Annotated in this window: 16 protein-coding genes; 11 read left to right on the top strand and 5 right to left on the bottom strand. The window is 39.7% G+C overall.

The window, feature by feature from the left end; translation table 11 throughout:
• Positions 1–5: 5 nt before the first annotated feature.
• The gene (locus NMM13_RS00080; RefSeq protein ID WP_003001765.1) at positions 6–452 is read right to left on the bottom strand and encodes a MarR family winged helix-turn-helix transcriptional regulator; all 447 of its coding nucleotides are present in this window, start codon (positions 450–452) and stop codon (positions 6–8) included.
• A gap of 291 nt (positions 453–743) precedes the next feature.
• Between NMM13_RS00080 and NMM13_RS00075 the strand changes: the two genes are divergently transcribed.
• The 7 genes from NMM13_RS00075 to NMM13_RS00045 all read left to right on the top strand — a co-directional run bounded on the left by NMM13_RS00075 (position 744) and on the right by NMM13_RS00045 (position 9493).
• Complete coding sequence (locus NMM13_RS00075) at positions 744–1157, top strand: DUF5590 domain-containing protein (RefSeq protein ID WP_254726766.1); 414 nt, start codon at positions 744–746, stop codon at positions 1155–1157.
• Between the two features lie 16 nt (positions 1158–1173).
• The gene (locus NMM13_RS00070; RefSeq protein WP_254726764.1) at positions 1174–2352 is read left to right on the top strand and encodes a pyridoxal phosphate-dependent aminotransferase; all 1179 of its coding nucleotides are present in this window, start codon (positions 1174–1176) and stop codon (positions 2350–2352) included.
• Between the two features lie 148 nt (positions 2353–2500).
• Complete coding sequence (gene asnS / locus NMM13_RS00065; RefSeq protein WP_191904594.1) at positions 2501–3847, top strand: asparagine--tRNA ligase; 1347 nt, start codon at positions 2501–2503, stop codon at positions 3845–3847.
• A 68-nt stretch (positions 3848–3915) separates the two neighbouring features.
• Positions 3916–4632, top strand: coding sequence for a DUF1003 domain-containing protein (locus tag NMM13_RS00060; protein ID WP_254726762.1), 717 nt, complete (start codon positions 3916–3918; stop codon positions 4630–4632).
• A 78-nt stretch (positions 4633–4710) separates the two neighbouring features.
• Complete coding sequence (locus NMM13_RS00055; protein WP_023918280.1) at positions 4711–5910, top strand: MFS transporter; 1200 nt, start codon at positions 4711–4713, stop codon at positions 5908–5910.
• A gap of 116 nt (positions 5911–6026) precedes the next feature.
• Positions 6027–7754, top strand: a complete 1728-nt coding sequence (locus tag NMM13_RS00050) for an ABC transporter ATP-binding protein (protein ID WP_254726760.1) — start codon at positions 6027–6029, stop codon at positions 7752–7754.
• Positions 7751–9493 (top strand): ABC transporter ATP-binding protein, encoded by a 1743-nt coding sequence (locus NMM13_RS00045; RefSeq protein ID WP_254726758.1) that lies wholly within the window; start codon positions 7751–7753, stop codon positions 9491–9493. The genes NMM13_RS00050 and NMM13_RS00045 overlap by 4 nt, the downstream gene beginning before the upstream one ends.
• A 338-nt stretch (positions 9494–9831) precedes the next feature.
• Here NMM13_RS00045 and NMM13_RS00040 read toward each other — a convergent pair whose 3' ends face one another.
• Together NMM13_RS00040 and NMM13_RS00035 are read right to left on the bottom strand one after the other, a co-directional pair.
• Positions 9832–10572 (bottom strand): amino acid ABC transporter ATP-binding protein, encoded by a 741-nt coding sequence (locus tag NMM13_RS00040; RefSeq protein ID WP_023918276.1) that lies wholly within the window; start codon positions 10570–10572, stop codon positions 9832–9834.
• Complete coding sequence (locus NMM13_RS00035) at positions 10572–12755, bottom strand: amino acid ABC transporter substrate-binding protein/permease (RefSeq protein ID WP_254726756.1); 2184 nt, start codon at positions 12753–12755, stop codon at positions 10572–10574. The genes NMM13_RS00040 and NMM13_RS00035 overlap by 1 nt, the downstream gene beginning before the upstream one ends.
• A 262-nt stretch (positions 12756–13017) precedes the next feature.
• Here NMM13_RS00035 and NMM13_RS00030 point away from each other — a divergent pair, with 262 nt between their 5' ends.
• Entirely contained in the window at positions 13018–13956 is a 939-nt protein-coding gene (locus NMM13_RS00030; RefSeq protein ID WP_254726755.1) for a CPBP family intramembrane glutamic endopeptidase, read from the top strand.
• Positions 13957–14074: 118 nt separating this feature from the next.
• Here NMM13_RS00030 and NMM13_RS00025 read toward each other — a convergent pair whose 3' ends face one another.
• Both NMM13_RS00025 and NMM13_RS00020 read right to left on the bottom strand, forming a co-directional pair.
• Complete coding sequence (locus NMM13_RS00025; protein WP_254726754.1) at positions 14075–15148, bottom strand: sensor histidine kinase KdpD; 1074 nt, start codon at positions 15146–15148, stop codon at positions 14075–14077.
• On the bottom strand, positions 15133–15804 hold the full coding sequence (locus NMM13_RS00020; protein ID WP_254726752.1) for a response regulator transcription factor: 672 nt from the start codon (positions 15802–15804) through the stop codon (positions 15133–15135). Before NMM13_RS00020 ends, NMM13_RS00025 begins: the two co-directional genes overlap by 16 nt.
• 158 nt (positions 15805–15962) lie before the next feature.
• On the opposite strand from NMM13_RS00020, the gene NMM13_RS00015 reads away from it, so the two are divergent.
• From NMM13_RS00015 to NMM13_RS00005, 3 genes are read left to right on the top strand one after another with little or no spacing between them, the layout of a single operon-like run.
• Complete coding sequence (locus NMM13_RS00015) at positions 15963–16673, top strand: ABC transporter ATP-binding protein (protein WP_254726749.1); 711 nt, start codon at positions 15963–15965, stop codon at positions 16671–16673.
• 1 nt (position 16674) lies between these two features.
• A complete protein-coding gene (locus NMM13_RS00010) occupies positions 16675–17487 on the top strand; it encodes a hypothetical protein (RefSeq protein ID WP_254726746.1) in 813 nt (270 codons plus the stop codon).
• Positions 17468–18157: a hypothetical protein gene (locus NMM13_RS00005; protein WP_254726744.1), complete on the top strand. Its 690-nt coding sequence runs from the start codon at positions 17468–17470 to the stop codon at positions 18155–18157. The genes NMM13_RS00010 and NMM13_RS00005 overlap by 20 nt, the downstream gene beginning before the upstream one ends.
• Positions 18158–18198: the final 41 nt, after the last annotated feature.

The raw sequence follows: 18198 nt of genomic DNA, 5'->3' as shown, positions 1-18198 counted from the left end.
TAGGCTTAGGCGATATGTTTGAATTTCTTCAAGAGTTCTGTCAACTCAGCTTGCTCACCACTATTAAAGACTTGCATCAAGCGTTGAATATTTTTGATATGATCTGGAAGAGCTTCTTCGATCTTTTTACGACCGGCATCTGTAATAGATACAAGATAAGCACGGCGGTCTTCTGGATCAGTTTCGCGTGTAATCCAACCATCGCGGACCATATTGCGAATAACCACAGTCATATTTCCAGAGGTCGCAAGAATGCTATCAATCAGATCTTGAATGCGGAGATCGCCTTTGCTGTATAAGGTCTCAAGTACAGAGAATTGAGTTGGCGTCAACTGGTGCTTTTTAAAGATATGAGCCTCAGACGCACGGATCAATCGTTCTGCCTTGTGGAAGACGATCATGGTTTTTAAATCTACGTTTGCTTCTTTGAATAATCTCTTTAAATTTTCCATATCTATATTTTATCAATAAATAGTATTTCTGTCGTTTAATTTTATTTTCAAATTAGTTACAAAATTGTGACAAATTTATTAAACTATGAACAAATGATGGCATAGATGTTAATTTTACTTTGTTTATCAAACAATTTTATACTAAAACATTGTAACAGGTATGAAATATTAGTAACAATTCTTTCTTGAAAATCTATAGAATTCTAGGTGGCTTTGGTGTATAATGAGGGAGTGAAACAGAAAAATAATCTTTTTATAGTATGGCAACATATAATAGGAATCTGTATCTTAGTGTTGACGATCCTTTTTTCTTGGCTATTTCTTGCTGAAAAAACTTCTGATCGCTTGCAGGATCAAATGGCGCAAGCAAGAAAAATAGCTCTGTCTCACTCTTCGATTGCTACTATTGAGACGGAGAGTTTCTTTCATGGCAAAGATGCCTATCTTTCCTTTATTGGCAAGGACCAAGAGGGGCAAGATCTAGCGGTCTTGGTGGCACAGGCGGATGATGCAGTCTATACCTACCCTTTGAAAGAAGGAGTTAGCTCCAAAGAGGCAGCTTCTGTCGTCAAAGAGAAGAGTCAGGACGCGATTGATCGTGTAACTTTTGGACGCTTTAAAGGCAAACCGATCTGGGAAGTCAAGGCCGGGAGTTCCTATTATGTGGTGGATTTCAAGACTGGGAAAGTCACCGGTGTTTTTTAAGATTTGAGGAGGAAATATGAAATTATCAAATCGTGTATTGGAAATGGAAGAAAGTGTGACCTTGGCTGCAAATGCGCGTGCCAAAGCTTTGGCGGCAGAAGGTCGTGATATCTTAAGTTTGACCCTTGGTCAACCTGACTTTGCGACTCCAAAAAATATTCAAGAAGCAGCAGTCGCATCCATCGAGGATGGCCGTGCTAGCTTTTATACGGTTGCATCTGGACTTCCAGAATTGAAGGATGCCATTAGCGACTATATGAAGGAATTTTATGGCTATGCAGTGAACCGAAATGAAGTAGTGGTTGGTACTGGAGCCAAGTTTATTCTTTATGCTTTCTTTACATCTGTTATCAATCCAGGTGATGAAGTCATCATTCCAACCCCTTGCTGGGTTTCTTATGTAGACCAGGTCAAGATGGTAGAAGGCACACCTGTTACTTTCCAAACAACAGAAGAAAATCACTTCAAGGCAACGGTAGAGCAACTGGATGCAGCACGGACAGACAAGACCAAGGTTGTCTTGCTGAACTCGCCATCCAATCCAACAGGAATGATCTACAGTAAAGAAGAACTCGAGGCAATCGGAAATTGGGCTGTCGAACATGACATCTTGATTTTGGCAGACGATATCTATGGGCGATTGGTCTATAATGGCAATACCTTTACGCCCATTTCTAGCTTGTCAGAAGCGATTCGCAAGCAAACCATCGTTATTAACGGAGTTTCTAAGACCTATGCTATGACCGGTTGGCGGGTTGGTTTTGCAGTGGGTGATCCAGAGATTATTGGAGCCATGGCCAAGGTGATTAGCCAAACAACATCCAACTTAACAACCGTTTCCCAATATGCTGCAATCGAAGCCCTTACAGGAGATCAATCTTCTATTGAGATCATGCGTCAAGCTTTTGAAGAGCGCTTGAATACTATTTATCCTTTGTTGAATGAAGTACCTGGTTTTGAAGCCATCAAACCTCAAGGAGCCTTCTATCTCTTCCCAAATGTCAAGAAGGCCATGGAGATGAAGGGGTACACGGATGTGACGGAATTTACCACAGCGATTTTGGAAGAAGCAGAGGTTGCTTTGGTAACAGGAGCTGGCTTTGGTGCTCCTGAAAATGTACGCTTGTCTTATGCGACAGATTTGGATACCCTCAAAGAAGCTGTTCGCCGACTCAAGGCCTTTATGGAAAAATAAAATTACAAGATCCTTAGTAATGAGCTGAGGATCTTTTTCTTTAAAAAAAATCTGGTTTTCACAGGTAGAATCTAGCACTGAAAGCCTTTTTATGATACAATTAAGAAGATAATGTCTTCGGACAAGTTTAACGAGAAAAGGAAGATGAATGATGACAAAACGGATTACTATCATCGAAGTAAAAGATTACGTTGGTCAAGAAGTGACCATCGGTGCTTGGGTGGCCAACAAATCAGGAAAAGGAAAAATTGCTTTCTTGCAATTGCGTGACGGAACTGCCTTTTTCCAAGGTGTAGCTTTCAAACCAAACTTTATCGAAAAATTCGGAGAAGAAGTGGGTCTTGAAAAATTTGACACCATCAAACGCTTGAGCCAAGAAACATCTGTCTATGTGACAGGGATTGTTAAAGAAGACGAGCGTTCTAAATTTGGTTATGAGCTCGATATCACAGATATTGAAGTGATCGGTGAATCACAAGATTACCCAATCACTCCAAAAGAACACGGTACAGACTTCTTGATGGACAACCGCCATTTGTGGCTTCGTTCACGCAAACAAGTCGCTGTCATGCAAATCCGTAATGCTATTATCTATGCAACTTATGAGTTCTTCGATAAGAACGGCTTCATGAAGTTTGATAGCCCAATTCTTTCAGGAAATGCGGCGGAAGATTCAACTGAATTGTTTGAAACAGACTACTTTGGAACACCGGCCTACTTGAGCCAATCAGGACAGCTTTATCTTGAGGCTGGTGCTATGGCTCTTGGTCGCGTCTTTGACTTTGGTCCAGTATTCCGTGCTGAAAAATCTAAGACTCGTCGTCACTTGACTGAGTTCTGGATGATGGACGCTGAGTACTCTTACTTGACACACGATGAGTCACTTGACTTGCAAGAAGCTTATGTCAAAGCTTTGCTTCAAGGTGTTTTGGACCGTGCTCCTCAAGCTTTGGAAACCTTGGAACGTGATACAGAGCTCTTGAAACGCTACATTGCTGAACCATTCAAACGGATCACCTATGATGAAGCCATTGATCTCTTGCAAGAGCATGAAAATGATGAAGATGCGGATTATGAGCATTTGGAACATGGTGATGACTTCGGCTCACCACATGAAACTTGGATTTCAAACCACTTTGGTGTGCCAACATTTGTCATGAACTACCCAGCAGCTATCAAGGCCTTCTACATGAAACCAGTTCCTGGAAATCCAGAGCGCGTGCTTTGTGCAGACTTGCTTGCTCCAGAAGGCTATGGAGAAATCATCGGTGGCTCTATGCGTGAGGAAGACTACGATGCCCTTGTTGCAAAAATGGATGAACTTGGCATGGATCGTACAGAGTATGAATTCTACCTTGACCTTCGTAAATACGGTACAGTTCCACACGGTGGATTTGGTATTGGGATTGAGCGTATGGTAACCTTCGCAGCTGGTACAAAACACATCCGTGAAGCTATTCCATTCCCACGTATGTTGCACCGTATTAAACCTTAATAGACGTAAAAACGCCATTAGGCGTTTTTCACTTTTATCTGCTTCAAAAAACTATGAAAGGAATTTCAATGCTGAAAATAGACATCATTGATGGGAAAGAATACGAAGAAGGCCAAGGATCTTTGATTGCGGATCTGGACCATTCCATTCAACAGATGCTCAAGACATCCTATCCGGAAAGTCAAATGGATGATTTTATCACCTATAAAAATTTGAGCCAATATTGTATGGATTATCTAGGTCAGATTATTGAGCGTGCCAATGATAAAAACGAAGCCATTAAACAGCAGGTGACAGGTGTCATGCCCGAAAGCGAGCGCCCCTTTAACGTTGAAGACCGCTTGACAGCCAGCTATACCTTCGGTCAGCGGGTGGCGGATTCTGTTGCGCGCTTCGGTGGTTCTTGGACCTTTATTATTAGCTTCATCATGATGATGGCTATCTGGATGTTGATCAATGTCTTGCATCCCTTTGGCTGGAATTTTGACCCTTATCCTTTCATCTTGCTCAATCTAGCACTTTCTACGATTGCGGCGATTCAAGCTCCTTTGATCATGATGAGCCAAAACAGGGCAGCAGATTATGATCGCCTGCAAGCGCGAAATGACTTTAACGTCACTATGGAGTCGGAAAGAGAAATTCGCTTACTGCATACGAAGATTGATCATATGGTGCAGCAAGACCAGACAGATTTACTGGAAATTCAAAAGTTGCAAACCGAATTGTTGGTGTCCTTGTCTAATCAAGTGGCCCAGCTGCGTCAAGAAATGAATCAAGAAAAATGAAGGAGGTGGAGAAGATGTAGGCAAATCTAAGTAAGTCTTTTAGAAACACTTATATAATCTATTGAAAGAGGAAAAACAATGTTTAAAAGAACTTACAAACGCAATATTTCACTCCTAGCAGGTTTGGAATTTACATCTTATTTTGGAATCACCAGTTTTTGGATTCTCTTTTTTATTCAGAATGGCCTTTCTTTGCTTCAGATTGGTTTATTAGAGAGTATCTTTCATGGGACGAGTCTCTTGTGTGAGATCCCGTCTGGTATGTTAGCGGATCGCTTTAGCTACAAGACCAATCTCTATTTGGCTCGCTTGTCCAGTATTGGATCCTCGATCTTGATTTTATTTGGTCAGGGGAATTTTTGGATCTATGCCATTGCCATGATGGTCAATGCTTGGTCTTATAATTTTGACTCGGGGACCAGTACTGCTTTCTTATTTGATTCAGCGGTGGAAGCAGGTCAAAAAGACCGTTATCTTCAGATTTCTAGCTTCTTGTCTGGTGTGGCCGAAGTCACCCGAACTTTAGGAACAGTTGTGGCAGGCTTCTTTATTCACGGAGCATTGGCTTGGACCTACTATATTTCCATTGGCCTTTCCTTGCTTTCCATTCTATTGATTTTTCTCATGAAGGAGCCAGAGAGCAAGAGTGATGAACGAAGTCACTTGACCTTAAAGCGGATATTGGAGGTAGTGAAACAAGAATGGCAGGACAAACCAGTCTTGTTTTACTGGATGCTCACCTATCAGTTGGTAGGGACCATCATGTGTATGTTTTATTTTTATTACCAACAGAAAATCAGTGACTTAGCCAGTTGGCAAGTTTCTCTTATTATGTTGATTGGTAGTGGATTCAATCTCTTAGCGGTTTATTTGGCCAGTCAAATCGGGAAAAAATGGAATAGTAATCAAGTCTTTCCGATTCTGGTTGCACTGACAGGGTTGGCCTTGCTTTTGGTAGGTTTGAAGACTCCATTCGCCTATCTGAGTGTCTATCTCTTGACCAATGCCCTTTATGCCGTTTATCAACCCATCTACTACAATGATTTACAAGCTTATCTGCCTTCTAGTGTGCGAGCAACCATGCTGAGTATCAATTCGATGATGTTTAGTCTATCTATGATTGTCATTTTCCCACTGACTGGTTGGTTCATTGATAGCTGTGGATTTGTAGCAGTCTTTCTTGTATTAGGCCTTATAACGCTTTTCTCTTTCCCTCTCTTGATGTTTGGGTTGGGGAAAATGGGTAAGACCTTAAGCAAGGTAACAAAGAAGGAATAAGATTTCTGACCTTCATCTGGTCAGTATTCAACTCTCTCTGCTCTGCAGGGAGAGTTTTTTCATCTTAAGAATTTGTGGTAAAATATGTATATCCATTAAAAAAAGAATCGAGTCGTATGAAATCATTATTGAAGTATTTTAAGGGCTATCTATGGGAAACTTTTCTAGGGCCCGTGTTTAAGCTTTTAGAAGCTATTTTTGAATTGTGTGTCCCCTTAATCATCGCCCACTTAGTCGATCAGGTCATTCCGAAAAAGGAAACGAGCGCAGTGGTGATGACGGTCGGTGTTTTGTTTTTATTTGCGAGCTTTGGGGTCGTCGTAGCTATTACAGCCCAGTATTTTTCTTCTAAGGCAGCAGTCGGCTTTACCCGCGAGATGACCAAGGATTTGTATGATAAGATCTTATCACTTCCAAAGGACAAGCGAGATAGGATCGGGACTTCTAGTTTGGTAACCCGTCTCACTTCTGATACCTATCAAATCCAGGTTGGGATCAATCTCTTCTTGCGGCTTTTTTTGAGGGCACCGATTATTGTCTTTGGAGCTATCATCATGGCCTTCACCATCAGTCCTAAATTAACCCTTTGGTTCTTGGGGATGGTAGCGATTTTAACCCTGATTATTGTGATCATGTCACGGATTGTCAATCCGCTCTTTGCTAAGATTCGGAAAATCACAGACCGGATGGTTACGGTGACGCGTCAGCAATTTCAAGGGATGCGAGTGATTCGGGCCTTTGGACAACAGGCTAGTGAATTAGAAGATTTTAGAGAGGTCAATCAGGACTACAAAGTCTGGCAAATTCGCGCTGGTATCTGGTCTAGTTTGGTTAGTCCCTTGACCTTCCTTGTGGTCAATACGACCTTAGTCTGTGTTATTTGGCAGGGACAGTTGACTATCTCTGCTGGTCTTTTGACTCAAGGGATGTTGGTCGCTCTGGTCAATTATTTATTGCAAATTTTAACAGAATTGATCAAGCTGGCTATGCTGGTTACGTCTTTAAATGTCAGCTATATTTCAGCCAAGCGGGTACAAGAGATCTTTGATTTGAAAGAAGAAGACCTCCTAGAAGCTTTAACAGAGGAAACCGCAACAGAACAAGAAGCGATCAGTGCAGAGGAAATTTCGTTCACTTATCCAACGGCTTCAAGACCAGCTCTAGAAGATATTTCCTTTGATCTGGATCATGGACAGATGTTGGGAATTATCGGTGGTACAGGATCTGGGAAATCCACCCTGGTTCACTTATTGAGTCATTTGTATGCCGTTAGTCAGGGGAAATTAGCCCTCTATCATCAAGGTCACTCTCCTCAAACTCTCAAGGAGTGGCGGGAGTGGGTAGCTGTTGTCCCACAGAAGGCAGAGCTCTTTAGAGGAACTATCCGCTCGAATCTCTTACTGGGAATGGAAGGAAAGGTGTCGGAGGATGATTTGTGGTGGGCACTAGAAACAGCTCAGGCGGCTGATTTTGTTCGTGAAAAAGAAGGACAACTCGATGAGCCAGTGGAAGCCTTTGGTCGAAATTTCTCAGGTGGCCAACGCCAGCGGTTGACCATTGCGCGTGCCCTTTTGAAGAAGGCTCCTTTCTTGATTTTGGATGATTCAACTTCTGCCTTGGATTATTTGACGGAAGCTCGTCTCTTAAAATCGATAAAAGAAGAATTGAGTGATACAAGTTTGATCTTAGTATCTCAACGAACCAATAGTATTAAGTCTGCTGATCAGATTTTAGTCTTGAACAAGGGACATCAAGTAGGACTGGGAAATCACGATTTCCTTTTGTCTACCAATGAGATTTATCAAGAAATTCATTATTCACAACACGGGAGGGAGGAAGCATGAGTCAAAAACGTTCTAGTTATGTAAAACGTCTGTTTAGAGATTTTGCTCTCCATCCCGGGCTCCTGATTCTAGCCAGTATCGGAACTATCGTTCAAGTGGCCTTAACGGTCTGGTTACCGATCCTGATCGGACATGCGGTTGACTTGGTCATTAATCCTCAAGGGATGAAAGTCTTATGGCCCGTTTTGATCCAAATGGTTCTGGTCATTGTGGCCAATACCTTGATCCAATGGATCAATCCTCTTGTCTACAATCAATTGGTCTATCGTTTTAGCCAAAGCCTAAGAGCAGAAGTGATGGAAAAAGTACACCGATTGCCCTTGTCTTATCTAGATAAACAAGGGAGCGGGGACTTCGTCAGTCGCCTCACGACCGATGTAGAGCAACTCAATAGTGGTCTTCTGATGGTCTTTAACCAGTTCTTTGTTGGCCTCTTAACCATTCTTGTCACTATCGTGACGATGGCGGAATTGGATTTCTTTATGATGGTGGCGGTTCTGGTCTTGACCCCTTTATCCCTGTTGATTGCTCGTTTTATTGCCAAGCGTTCTTATACGCTTTTCCAAAAGCAGACCAAGGCGCGTGGTCTTCAAACCCAGTTGATCGAAGAGTCTTTGACCCAGGAAAGTTTGATCCAGTCCTTTAATGCTCAGGATCAATTCCGTAAGGCTTTTAAAGGGACAAATGAAAGCTATGCCAATTATTCCCAATCCGCTGTCTTTTATTCCTCAACTGTCAACCCTGCCACTCGCTTTGTGAATGCCTTGATTTATGCAGTAGTGGCTGGATTTGGTGCTGTACGCATTATTTCGGGATCTCACTTTACTGTTGGTCAATTGGTGACCTTCCTCAATTATGTCAACCAATACACCAAGCCCTTTAATGATATCTCCTCTGTCTTGTCAGAACTCCAAAGTGCCCTTGCCTGCGCAGAGCGCTTGTATAGTGTCTTGGATCAAGCTGAGATCGAAGAGACGGGTCATCAAGTTCTGGAAAGTCAGGATGTTAAAGGTGCGATTGGTTTTGAACACGTCACATTTGGCTATGATTTGGGGAGGACCTTGATCAAAGATTTAACCATTCAGGTTCCAGCTGCCAGTAAAGTGGCCATTGTAGGGCCTACAGGAGCAGGAAAATCGACATTGATTAATCTGCTCATGCGTTTCTACCCTGTTAATTCTGGAGAGATCACGATTGATGGGGTACCAATTACGGAATACACCCGTGCTTCTTACCGCCAACAGTTTGGTATGGTTTTGCAAGAAACCTGGCTCAAGGTTGGGACCATTCATGAAAATATCGCCTTTTCTCGTCCAGATGCAACTAGAGAAGAAGTCATAGAAGCAGCCAAAGCGGCCAATGCAGATTTCTTCATTCGGCAGTTGCCACAAGGGTACGATACCTATCTTTCAGATGCTGGAGAGTCTTTGTCCCAAGGTCAACGCCAACTCTTAACGATTGCTCGGGTTTTCCTTTCAGTTCCTAAGATTTTGATCTTGGATGAGGCGACATCCTCCATCGATACTCGGACTGAGGTCTTGATTCAAGATGCCTTTAATCAACTCATGAAAGGACGGACCAGCTTTATCATTGCTCACCGCTTATCGACCATTCAAAATGCCGATATGATCCTTGTCATGGTGGATGGTGATATAGTTGAGCATGGCACTCATGAAGAGCTCATGCAAGCGCAAGGTGTTTACTACAAGATGCAGACAGCTCAGCAACAGATTAGTTAGAATGTAGACAAACTATTTTTAAAGTAAATAAGTAAAGTGATTCTGTAAAGAAATAAATATCTACCTAATTTGTATAACGAATTAAGAGAAAATTAAAACTTTCCGCCGTGAGAAAAGTGCCTGAAACAATTTAGTTTCAGGCACTCGGGAGTTTTGAAACTTTAGGTTCAAAACTAAGTCATGGAACTTCGTAGAAGTTCGCTGACGTCCGTACTCACCTAAGGAAAGTTTTTAATATGTCTTTATCTTCAATCTAAGCATTTTCAGATTTGAAAATGCTTTTTTGGGTCTAAAAAACATCTAGCAAAATTGCTAGATGCTTCAAAAACCACTATTTTTTAAACGTTTAGAACCTTATCCAAGAATTCTTTCAAGCGTGGGTGTTGTGGGTTGTCGAAGATTTGGTCTGGTTTACCATCTTCGAGGAATTCACCGTCTGCGGTGAAGATGACGCGGTTGGCTACTTGGCGGGCAAATCCCATCTCGTGGGTAACGATGATCATGGTCATGCCTTGCTCTGCCAACTCTTTCATAACGTTCAATACATCTCCAACCATCTCAGGGTCAAGGGCAGAAGTAGGTTCGTCAAAGAGCATAATATCTGGATTCATGGCAAGTCCACGTGCGATAGCCACACGTTGTTTTTGACCACCGGAAAGGCTGTTCGGATTGGCATCGGCTTTATCTGCGAGTCCAACTTTTTCCAACAATTCCATCCCGACTTTTTGAGCTTCTTCACGGGTCATCAGTTTGTGCTCTACTGGCGCAAACATGATGTTTTCAAGGACGCTCATGTGAGGGAAGAGGTTGAAGTGTTGGAAAACCATCCCGATATTTTCACGGACCAAATCAACATTGGTTTTTGGATCGGTTAGATCATATCCATTAACTGTAATTTGACCTTTTGTAACTTCTTCGAGGAGATTGAGACTACGAAGGAAGGTTGATTTACCAGAACCGGACGGTCCGATAATGCAGACCACATCCCCTTCGTAGAATTTTGCTGAGATTCCTTTTAAGACCTCATTTTCACCATAGTATTTGTGGAGGTCATGGACATCAATTTTTAATTTAGCCATTAGTTAACCTTCTTTTCTAATTTTTTTGCAAATCGTGTTAGCAAGGTGATAATCACGAGGTAGAAGACGGCAAGGATCGCATACATCTTGAAACTTTGGTAGTTTCGAGCGATGATGATCTTACCAGTTTGGAAGAGTTCTACCAATCCGATCGCAGATACGATCGTCGTATCTTTCAGGGCAATGACGAATTGGTTAACAAAGTTTGGAAGCATGAGTTTGGTTGCTTGTGGCAAGATGATCTTTCGCATGGTCTTGCCATAAGAGATCCCAAGGCTTCGGCTAGCTTCCATCTGTCCAATCGGTACAGCTTGGATCCCCCCACGGACAATTTCTGCGATATAGGCAGCAGCATTTAGAGAGAGGGCAATAGTACCTGCGACAAAGTCGTTAATTGGGGATTGATGACCTGTGACCGATTCAATCAAGTTTGGAATTCCCCAGAAGATGAAGGCGGCGAGGATCATGAGTGGGATCCCACGAATAACATCGACAAAGATCTCTGCAGTCCAGCGGAGCCATTTATAAGGGCTAACACTAAACATCCCAAAGATAACACCGATCACCATAGCAATGGCGAAAGAGAGAAGGGCAAGGGCAAGAGTGACACCCAAACCACTTAACAATTGTTTGTAGTTGTTTTGGAGCAAGCCCCAGATCGTTGTTTCATCTGCTGTTGTACTTGAAGTACTTGATTTGCTATCTGCTTTAAGGTATTTATCGAGAATCTTTTGGTATTGACCGCTTTTCTTCAAGTTCGCAAGACCGTTATTGAACATTTCGATCAATTCAGGATTTTCACCCTTCTTAACGGCAAATGCTAGTTGACCACTTGGAGTCCCTTCGATAGGTGTTTTGAATTTACGTCCTTGTTTAATAGCGTATTTGATAACAGGTTCGTCATCCATAATCGCTGCAACAGAACCAGAATTCAAACTGTCATACATAGAAGCTCCATCAGAGAACGTTTTGATCTTGTAGCCATATTTATTTTTATTCTTTTCAAGGAAGGTCTGCGATGCAGTTCCGTTTTTAACACCGACCGTCTTACCTTTTAAGTCATCGTAAGAATCAATCTTGCTATCCTTTTGGACTGCAAGAATAGAGTTAGCAGTATAATATGGTTCAGAAAAATCAAATGTTTCTTTCCGAGCATCAGTCACGGTCATCCCTGCGATCATTCCTTGCGCATGACCAGATTGGACATCACTTACCGCAGCGTCAAATCCAGGGTTATCAATTTCAATGGTAAATCCTTGGTCTTTGGCAATGGCCTTGATCAAGTCCATATCGATCCCTGTATACTTATTTTTCCCATTCTGGAAAACGAATGGTGCAAAAGATGAGTCACTTGAAATTACATATTTTGACTTTTTAGGAGTTGCTTTTTGACCAGCAGGAGTAGTTGTTGTTGGAACAGCACTGTTCCCTGATGATTGGCTTTCACCTGTCCATTTCTTGATGATCTCATCAAGTGTTCCATCAGCTTTCATTTGAGCGAGGGCCTTGTTAAATTCGGTGATCAACTTTTCATGATTTCCACCTTTTTTAACACCAAAGGCAAAGCCACCGACTGCTTCCCCGTCCATATTGATAGCTAGGTCCTGACCCTTTTGGATGGCATATTGAATGACGGGTTGATCATCCATGACTGCATCCACTGCACCAGCTGTTAAACTGTTGTACATGAGATCACCCGTATCAAAAGTCTTGATCTTGTAGCCGTACTTGTCCTTGTTTTTATCGAGGAAGCGTTGGGCTGCAGTTCCGTTTTTAACACCGACTGTCTTCCCTTTTAATTGGCTGTACTTCGTGATTTTATCGGCTTTCGTAGTCGCGATGACAACTTTTGTATCATAGTAAGTATCAGACATGGTGAAGACTTTTTCACGTTCTGTTGTTTTGGTCATACCGGCCATGATGGCATCTGCTTGACCAGCTTGAACTGCATTGACCGCTGCATCAAATCCCGGGAAGGATTTGTCCAAATCCCAGCCATTGATTTCAGCGACCTTGTCCAAGATCTCTACGTCAATTCCTTTATAGGTTTGATCTGAATCCTTAAATTCAAACGGTGCATATGCTGTGTCGAAAACAACCTTGATCGTCTCAGCATGAGCATGACCAGCGAATGCAACGAATGGAAATAAGAAAAGCAAACATGCTAGTAATTTTTTCTTCATTTCTGTCTCCTTTTAATTCTTTTCTCTTTGGGGTTTTGACCCATGAGCACATTGACCAAAGGATGGCCTTAAAAAAACAAATCATTCATACCAAAACGAGTATGAATGGTCTTATGTTTTTCTACAAAAGCTATTATATCAGAAAATAGTTTGCTTTGCAAGAAAAATCGAGTTTTCATGTTAGGTTTTCTGACATGAAATGATATTGCAGCTCTTGATTTTCTTTGCTACAATGGACCTATCAGATAAATGGAGGTTGATCATGAAGAAAGGAAAGATGATTCAGGATATAAAAACTAACACCTCATGGCCAGTTCTTATTTCTACACTATTCTATGTATTTTTAGCCTCCCTCTTTATAGAAGGGGGACTATGGCTTGGTAGTGAATTGGTGGGACCATTTTCCTTAGTGATAGGTTTTCTGGCGGAGTTCTTTTCACCAGGAAATGGGACAGCAAGTATTCAAGAATTTTTCTACCATTATCTTCTCTATTATGAGCTTTTCAGTTTTGTAATCATTCTGTTCCTCTTTATGTTTTGGGTGAAGGTCATAGAGAAGAATGCTTTATCAAGCTTAGGCTTTGTAAAAAGAAATTGGCTCAAGTATCTAGTCTGGGGGATCATGATTTCACTTGTTCAAATGGGAGTGATCGCGCTTGTCTACCAAGTCAGTGGAATCGGGTCTTTTGTGTTAAATGAGCTCAGTTTAGAGCCCTTGCTTTTTATCCTAGGATTATTTCCATTTTGGCTTCTGCAAGGGGGGACGGAAGAAGTAGCGACGCGAGGTTGGCTTCTGACTCGGATTGCTGCAAGAACTAATCTGCCTTTCGCAATCGCGATTTCTAGTAGTCTCTTTGGCATTCTGCATATGGGAAATGCAGGAGTGACCTTCTTATCCGTTCTGAATATCATCCTCGATGGAGTACTGGCTGGTCTGCTTTTTATCTATACGGATAGTATCTGGCTAGTGGTCGCCCAACACGGTACTTGGAACTATGTACAAGGAAATATCCTTGGTTTTCAAGTCAGTGGTACGGGAGCAGATGCCTCTATCTTCAGATTTACCATGGGGTCAGGACCTGACTGGTTGACCGGAGGGGAATTTGGAGCGGAAGGATCGATCATCACAACTCTGGTTCTTCTAGTATCCGTCGTGATTGTTTACCTCTTAGGGGAAAGAAATGAAAGAGCTGTTGAGTAATAAGTGTGAAATGGCTGATAGGAAATAATGATAAATACGAAGACAGGCAAAATGCCGGTCTTTTTTATAAATTAAAAATGAAGGAAAGCCGAACACATATTGATGAGTTCGGCTTATTTTATATAATGGGAATAATTAGCTTGACTTGTGCACCATGATTAATATTTTCTAAATGCATCGTTCCATTATGAAGTTTCATGACGCGTTTTACGAAAGATAAACCAAGTCCATAGTGACTTTCTTGAGAGGGTGTTCTTGCTTGGTCATCTTTATAGAAAAGATTTCCAGCATTCTGTAATATATTTTTTGAAAAATTAGATTGGTTATTCCATATAGTTAGAACTAATTGACTATTTTCTTGTGAAATTGTTAGCTGGATTTGTGCATCATTTTCTTTTTGATGTTGTATTGCATTATTAATGATATTTGTGATTGCTCGGAAAAATAGATTGGAATGAATGGCAATTTGTGTTGATGGAGTTACTGTGTTTGTAAAAATAAAATGTGTATTTTTGGGGAGTAAAGGTGAGATATGTTCCTGTAATTGATAAATTACTTGTTTAATTGATATGTTTTCAAGTTGAATATCATGGTCGTAAAAGGTTTTGGAGTATTGGATGAAGTGGTTAAAATAATCGTTTAATTGAATACTTGCTTGCTCAAGATCTTTTAGACATTCCATTACTTGAGGTGTTTGCTCGGTAGATTGTAAGAATTCAGCATTTCCTCTGATAACAGTTAGAGGGCTACGAAGATCATGTGCAGCGCTAGATACTTGAAACATGAGTTCTTTTTTTTGATCTTTTTCATTTTGAATTCTATTTTTTATATCAGATTGCATTTTTTCAATCAGATCGTTTGTTTCAATGAATTCTTTAATCTGCAAATGGTGATGTTCATTTTTGGTGAAATATAGTCCACTATGATAAACCATGTTCATTTCTTTTTGAATCTTGGTTAATAATTGTCTAATATTTATTACAATGATAAAAATTAAAATGATGCAAAGATAAATCCAAGAACTGACGCTAAAAAATAAAGCAAAGCGATTGACATTTTTCTCATTAATTCCAGATACAGAAGATAGAAGAGCTGGAACTATGTAAAAAAGTATCAGACATAGAAGAAATTGCCAAATGATTTTAAGGTAGGTACTCTTAATGAGTTGCTTGATTGTCAATTCTTTTTCCATTTGTATCCTCCTCCCCAAACGGTTTTGATTGGATCAATTTTATGAATCTTAAATTTTTGTCTAATTTGATAGATGTATTCAGTGATGGATCGTAGTTGTGCGTCAGAGCTTATAGGATAAAGATAATTGTAAAGTTCTTCTATGCTAAATATTCGGTTTTCATTTTTTGCTAAAAGATAAAGTAAATCAAACTCTCGCTTAGTTAATGAAATTCTCTTTGATTGATAATAAACTTCTTGACTATCTCGATAAAAAGTTATATTTGAATCCATCTCTTCTTTAGAGGCATTGTGAGATCTTTCTTCCCTCCGAAGATGCATTTGAATTCTTGCAATCAATTCCTTTATGCTGAATGGTTTTGTAATGTAATCATCGGCTCCGGCTTGTATTCCTTTTAGTAAATCTTCTTCAAAATCTTTAGCGGTTAGAAATAGAATTGGAGTAGTAATTTGTGAACGAATGGAACGACAGATTTCTAAACCAGAAATAGGCATCATGACATCAAGTAAAATTAGATCGAATCCAGTAAAGTCACAGATATTGATCTCCTCTATATTTTTACGAGTTTCCACGTGAAAGTTGTTCGCTTTTAATGCATTCGCTATTAATCGTAAGATTTTTTCATCATCGTCAATGGCTAAAATTTTATACTTCATAGTTCCTCCAATTATATGAGCATATTATAGCAAATCTAGAATGCAATTTGTTAGAAATGAAGAAAATAATTATTCTGATAATTTCCTGATTTTCTCCTGTTATACTTGCTCCAAGTGAAGATGGATTTTCACTAAAAGTCAGAAAGGAAAAAGAATGAATGATAACAATTCAAAAGCTACATAAGGAATATAATAATAAAATTGTCCTTCAAAACGTGTCTTTCAAAGCCAAAAAAGGTGAGATTACTGGATTGATTGGACCGAATGGATCTGGAAAATCAACTTTAATTAGAATTTTACTTGGTTTAGAAAATAGTCAAATGGGAATGGCGTTGATCGATGGGAAAAAATACTCTCAATTGGGAGATAATCCTTTTTGTATTGTTGGATCATTCCTAGATAGTTGTCAACCTTATCCAACAAGAACAGGACTTCAGCATCTTCGGTGGATTGGCTTGGCTTGTGGTGTTGACAGAAATAGGTGCAACGAATGTTTAGAGTTGGTGGGGTTAAGTGAAGCTAAAAATAAAAAAGTAAAAGACTATTCATTAGGAATGAAGCAACGTCTTGGTTTAGCAACAGCCTTATTAGCAAATCCTGACATCTTAATTTTAGATGAACCAATCAATGGACTAGATCCAGAAGGAATACGCTGGGTACGCAATTTTTTGCAGTCTTTTGTCAGTGAAGGTAAAACTGTCTTAATGACAAGTCATTATATGAGTGAGTTAGAATTAACTGTAGATCATCTGGTTGGTATTTCTAATGGGAAAATTGTTATTGATGCTCCTACAAAAGATATTTTGAAACAGTTTGGATCTTTTGAGGAAGCATATTTTAAGGCGCTCGAAGGGAAAGAAGGTGAATAATATGTTGAAGCGTTCCTTTTTTAGTGACCTTTATAAATATTGTAGTTTACCTACTTTTAAATTTACTTTTTTTCTTATTTTGGGAGTCAGCATATTTTTTTCAATTCAAAATATCCAGGTGATAAATGCTTTAGTGGAAGGAAATGGCCAAGCAGTTAACCTTGATCCGTCTATGTTATCATCGAATCCAGTCTATACAGTCAGGGATGCCCTCTTATCTTCACCCTACCAAGCAAGTGTTATTTTCTTACCAATCTTGGTTTCACTTGTTTATTCAACCCATTACCAATTTGGTGATGATAGTTTTACTCAGTTATTGATTCCTAACTGGAAAGTTCGTCTTACTGGTTTTATTGCAAGTTCGGTTGTCTTATCGATACTTTCTACTTTAGTATTTTCTATAGTAAATGCTGTTGTTTTACTCGTTTTTCTGGATTCAACTTTAAAGAATTATTTAGAATTTACTTTGTTTTTAGATGTTACGGTAAGAGTTATGATATTTGCAATCGTTCTTACTCTATTAGCTTTACTCTTAGTAATAGTAACGAAAAAATCAATGACTTCATTAATTGCAGACGTTTTGTTATTGGTAATCACTTTATCAGGTATTCTAAGAGGAATTTCCTCTAAAATAGAAAATCTCTTGCCTTTGATTGGAGCAAAGTCATTTGCTTTTGGCCGAATTGAAGGGACTCAAACGAGCCAATTGTATGGATTTACACTTTTAGTAGTTGAAGGGATCTTGTTCTTTGTATTCATAATGCTTGTAGAAATGATTCGAATGAGGAGGAAGAATGGCAAGAATATTTTTTAGTCTTATTGTCAAAAAATATAGTTTAAAACCCGTGAAGTACCAGATAACCATACAGTCATTTTTGATAGGTTTTGTGTGTCTCTTAAGTATTTTACCAGTTGCAATCAATGATACTGTTGTACAATTATCTATAAAGCAAGCTCTTGTTTTTGCATCAATACTCTCAGTTAGTATTGGGTGTGTTAATGCATTTGTTGAGTTACAATCACACGAAACAAAACTAGTTTATTTGGTAAGTGGAAAAAGGATCTTAAGTTCAATTCGGATCCTGTTCGTAGAATTATGTGATGTAGTACTACAATCAACCTTGTATTTCATTGTACTGCTTGTATGGTTTCATTTTTTTAGTAGCGAAAATGGTGTCAGTTTAGAACTTTTCAGTTTCTATTTGATTGGCTCCATCCAATATTTTTTAATTTCTTACTTCTTAAGTTATTTTTTCAAAAGTCCAATGGGGAGTTTAGCTATTTTGCTGCTATTTCCTATTTTGGTACAACCATTCATAGAAAGAGTAGTGGAACCATTGACTAGTTATCTATTTTATAATATTGTTGCGGATACCATTTTAGGTAGTGCTTCCAATTTGCAACTCTGTATTTACGTTGTTGGATTTGTATGTTCACTTGGGGCAACTCTCTACCTCTTGGTAAGGAATCAAGAAGTTAAGTAGTAAATAAAAATGATACTGATGAGCAAACTTTTCTAATTTTG

Origin of the sequence: Streptococcus sp. CF8_St5-11 (genome assembly GCF_024295625.1) — a bacterium.
Lineage (GTDB): Bacteria > Bacillota > Bacilli > Lactobacillales > Streptococcaceae > Streptococcus.
The sequence above is the reverse complement of the archived record's forward strand: the minus strand, read 5'-3'. Positions and strand labels throughout refer to the sequence as shown.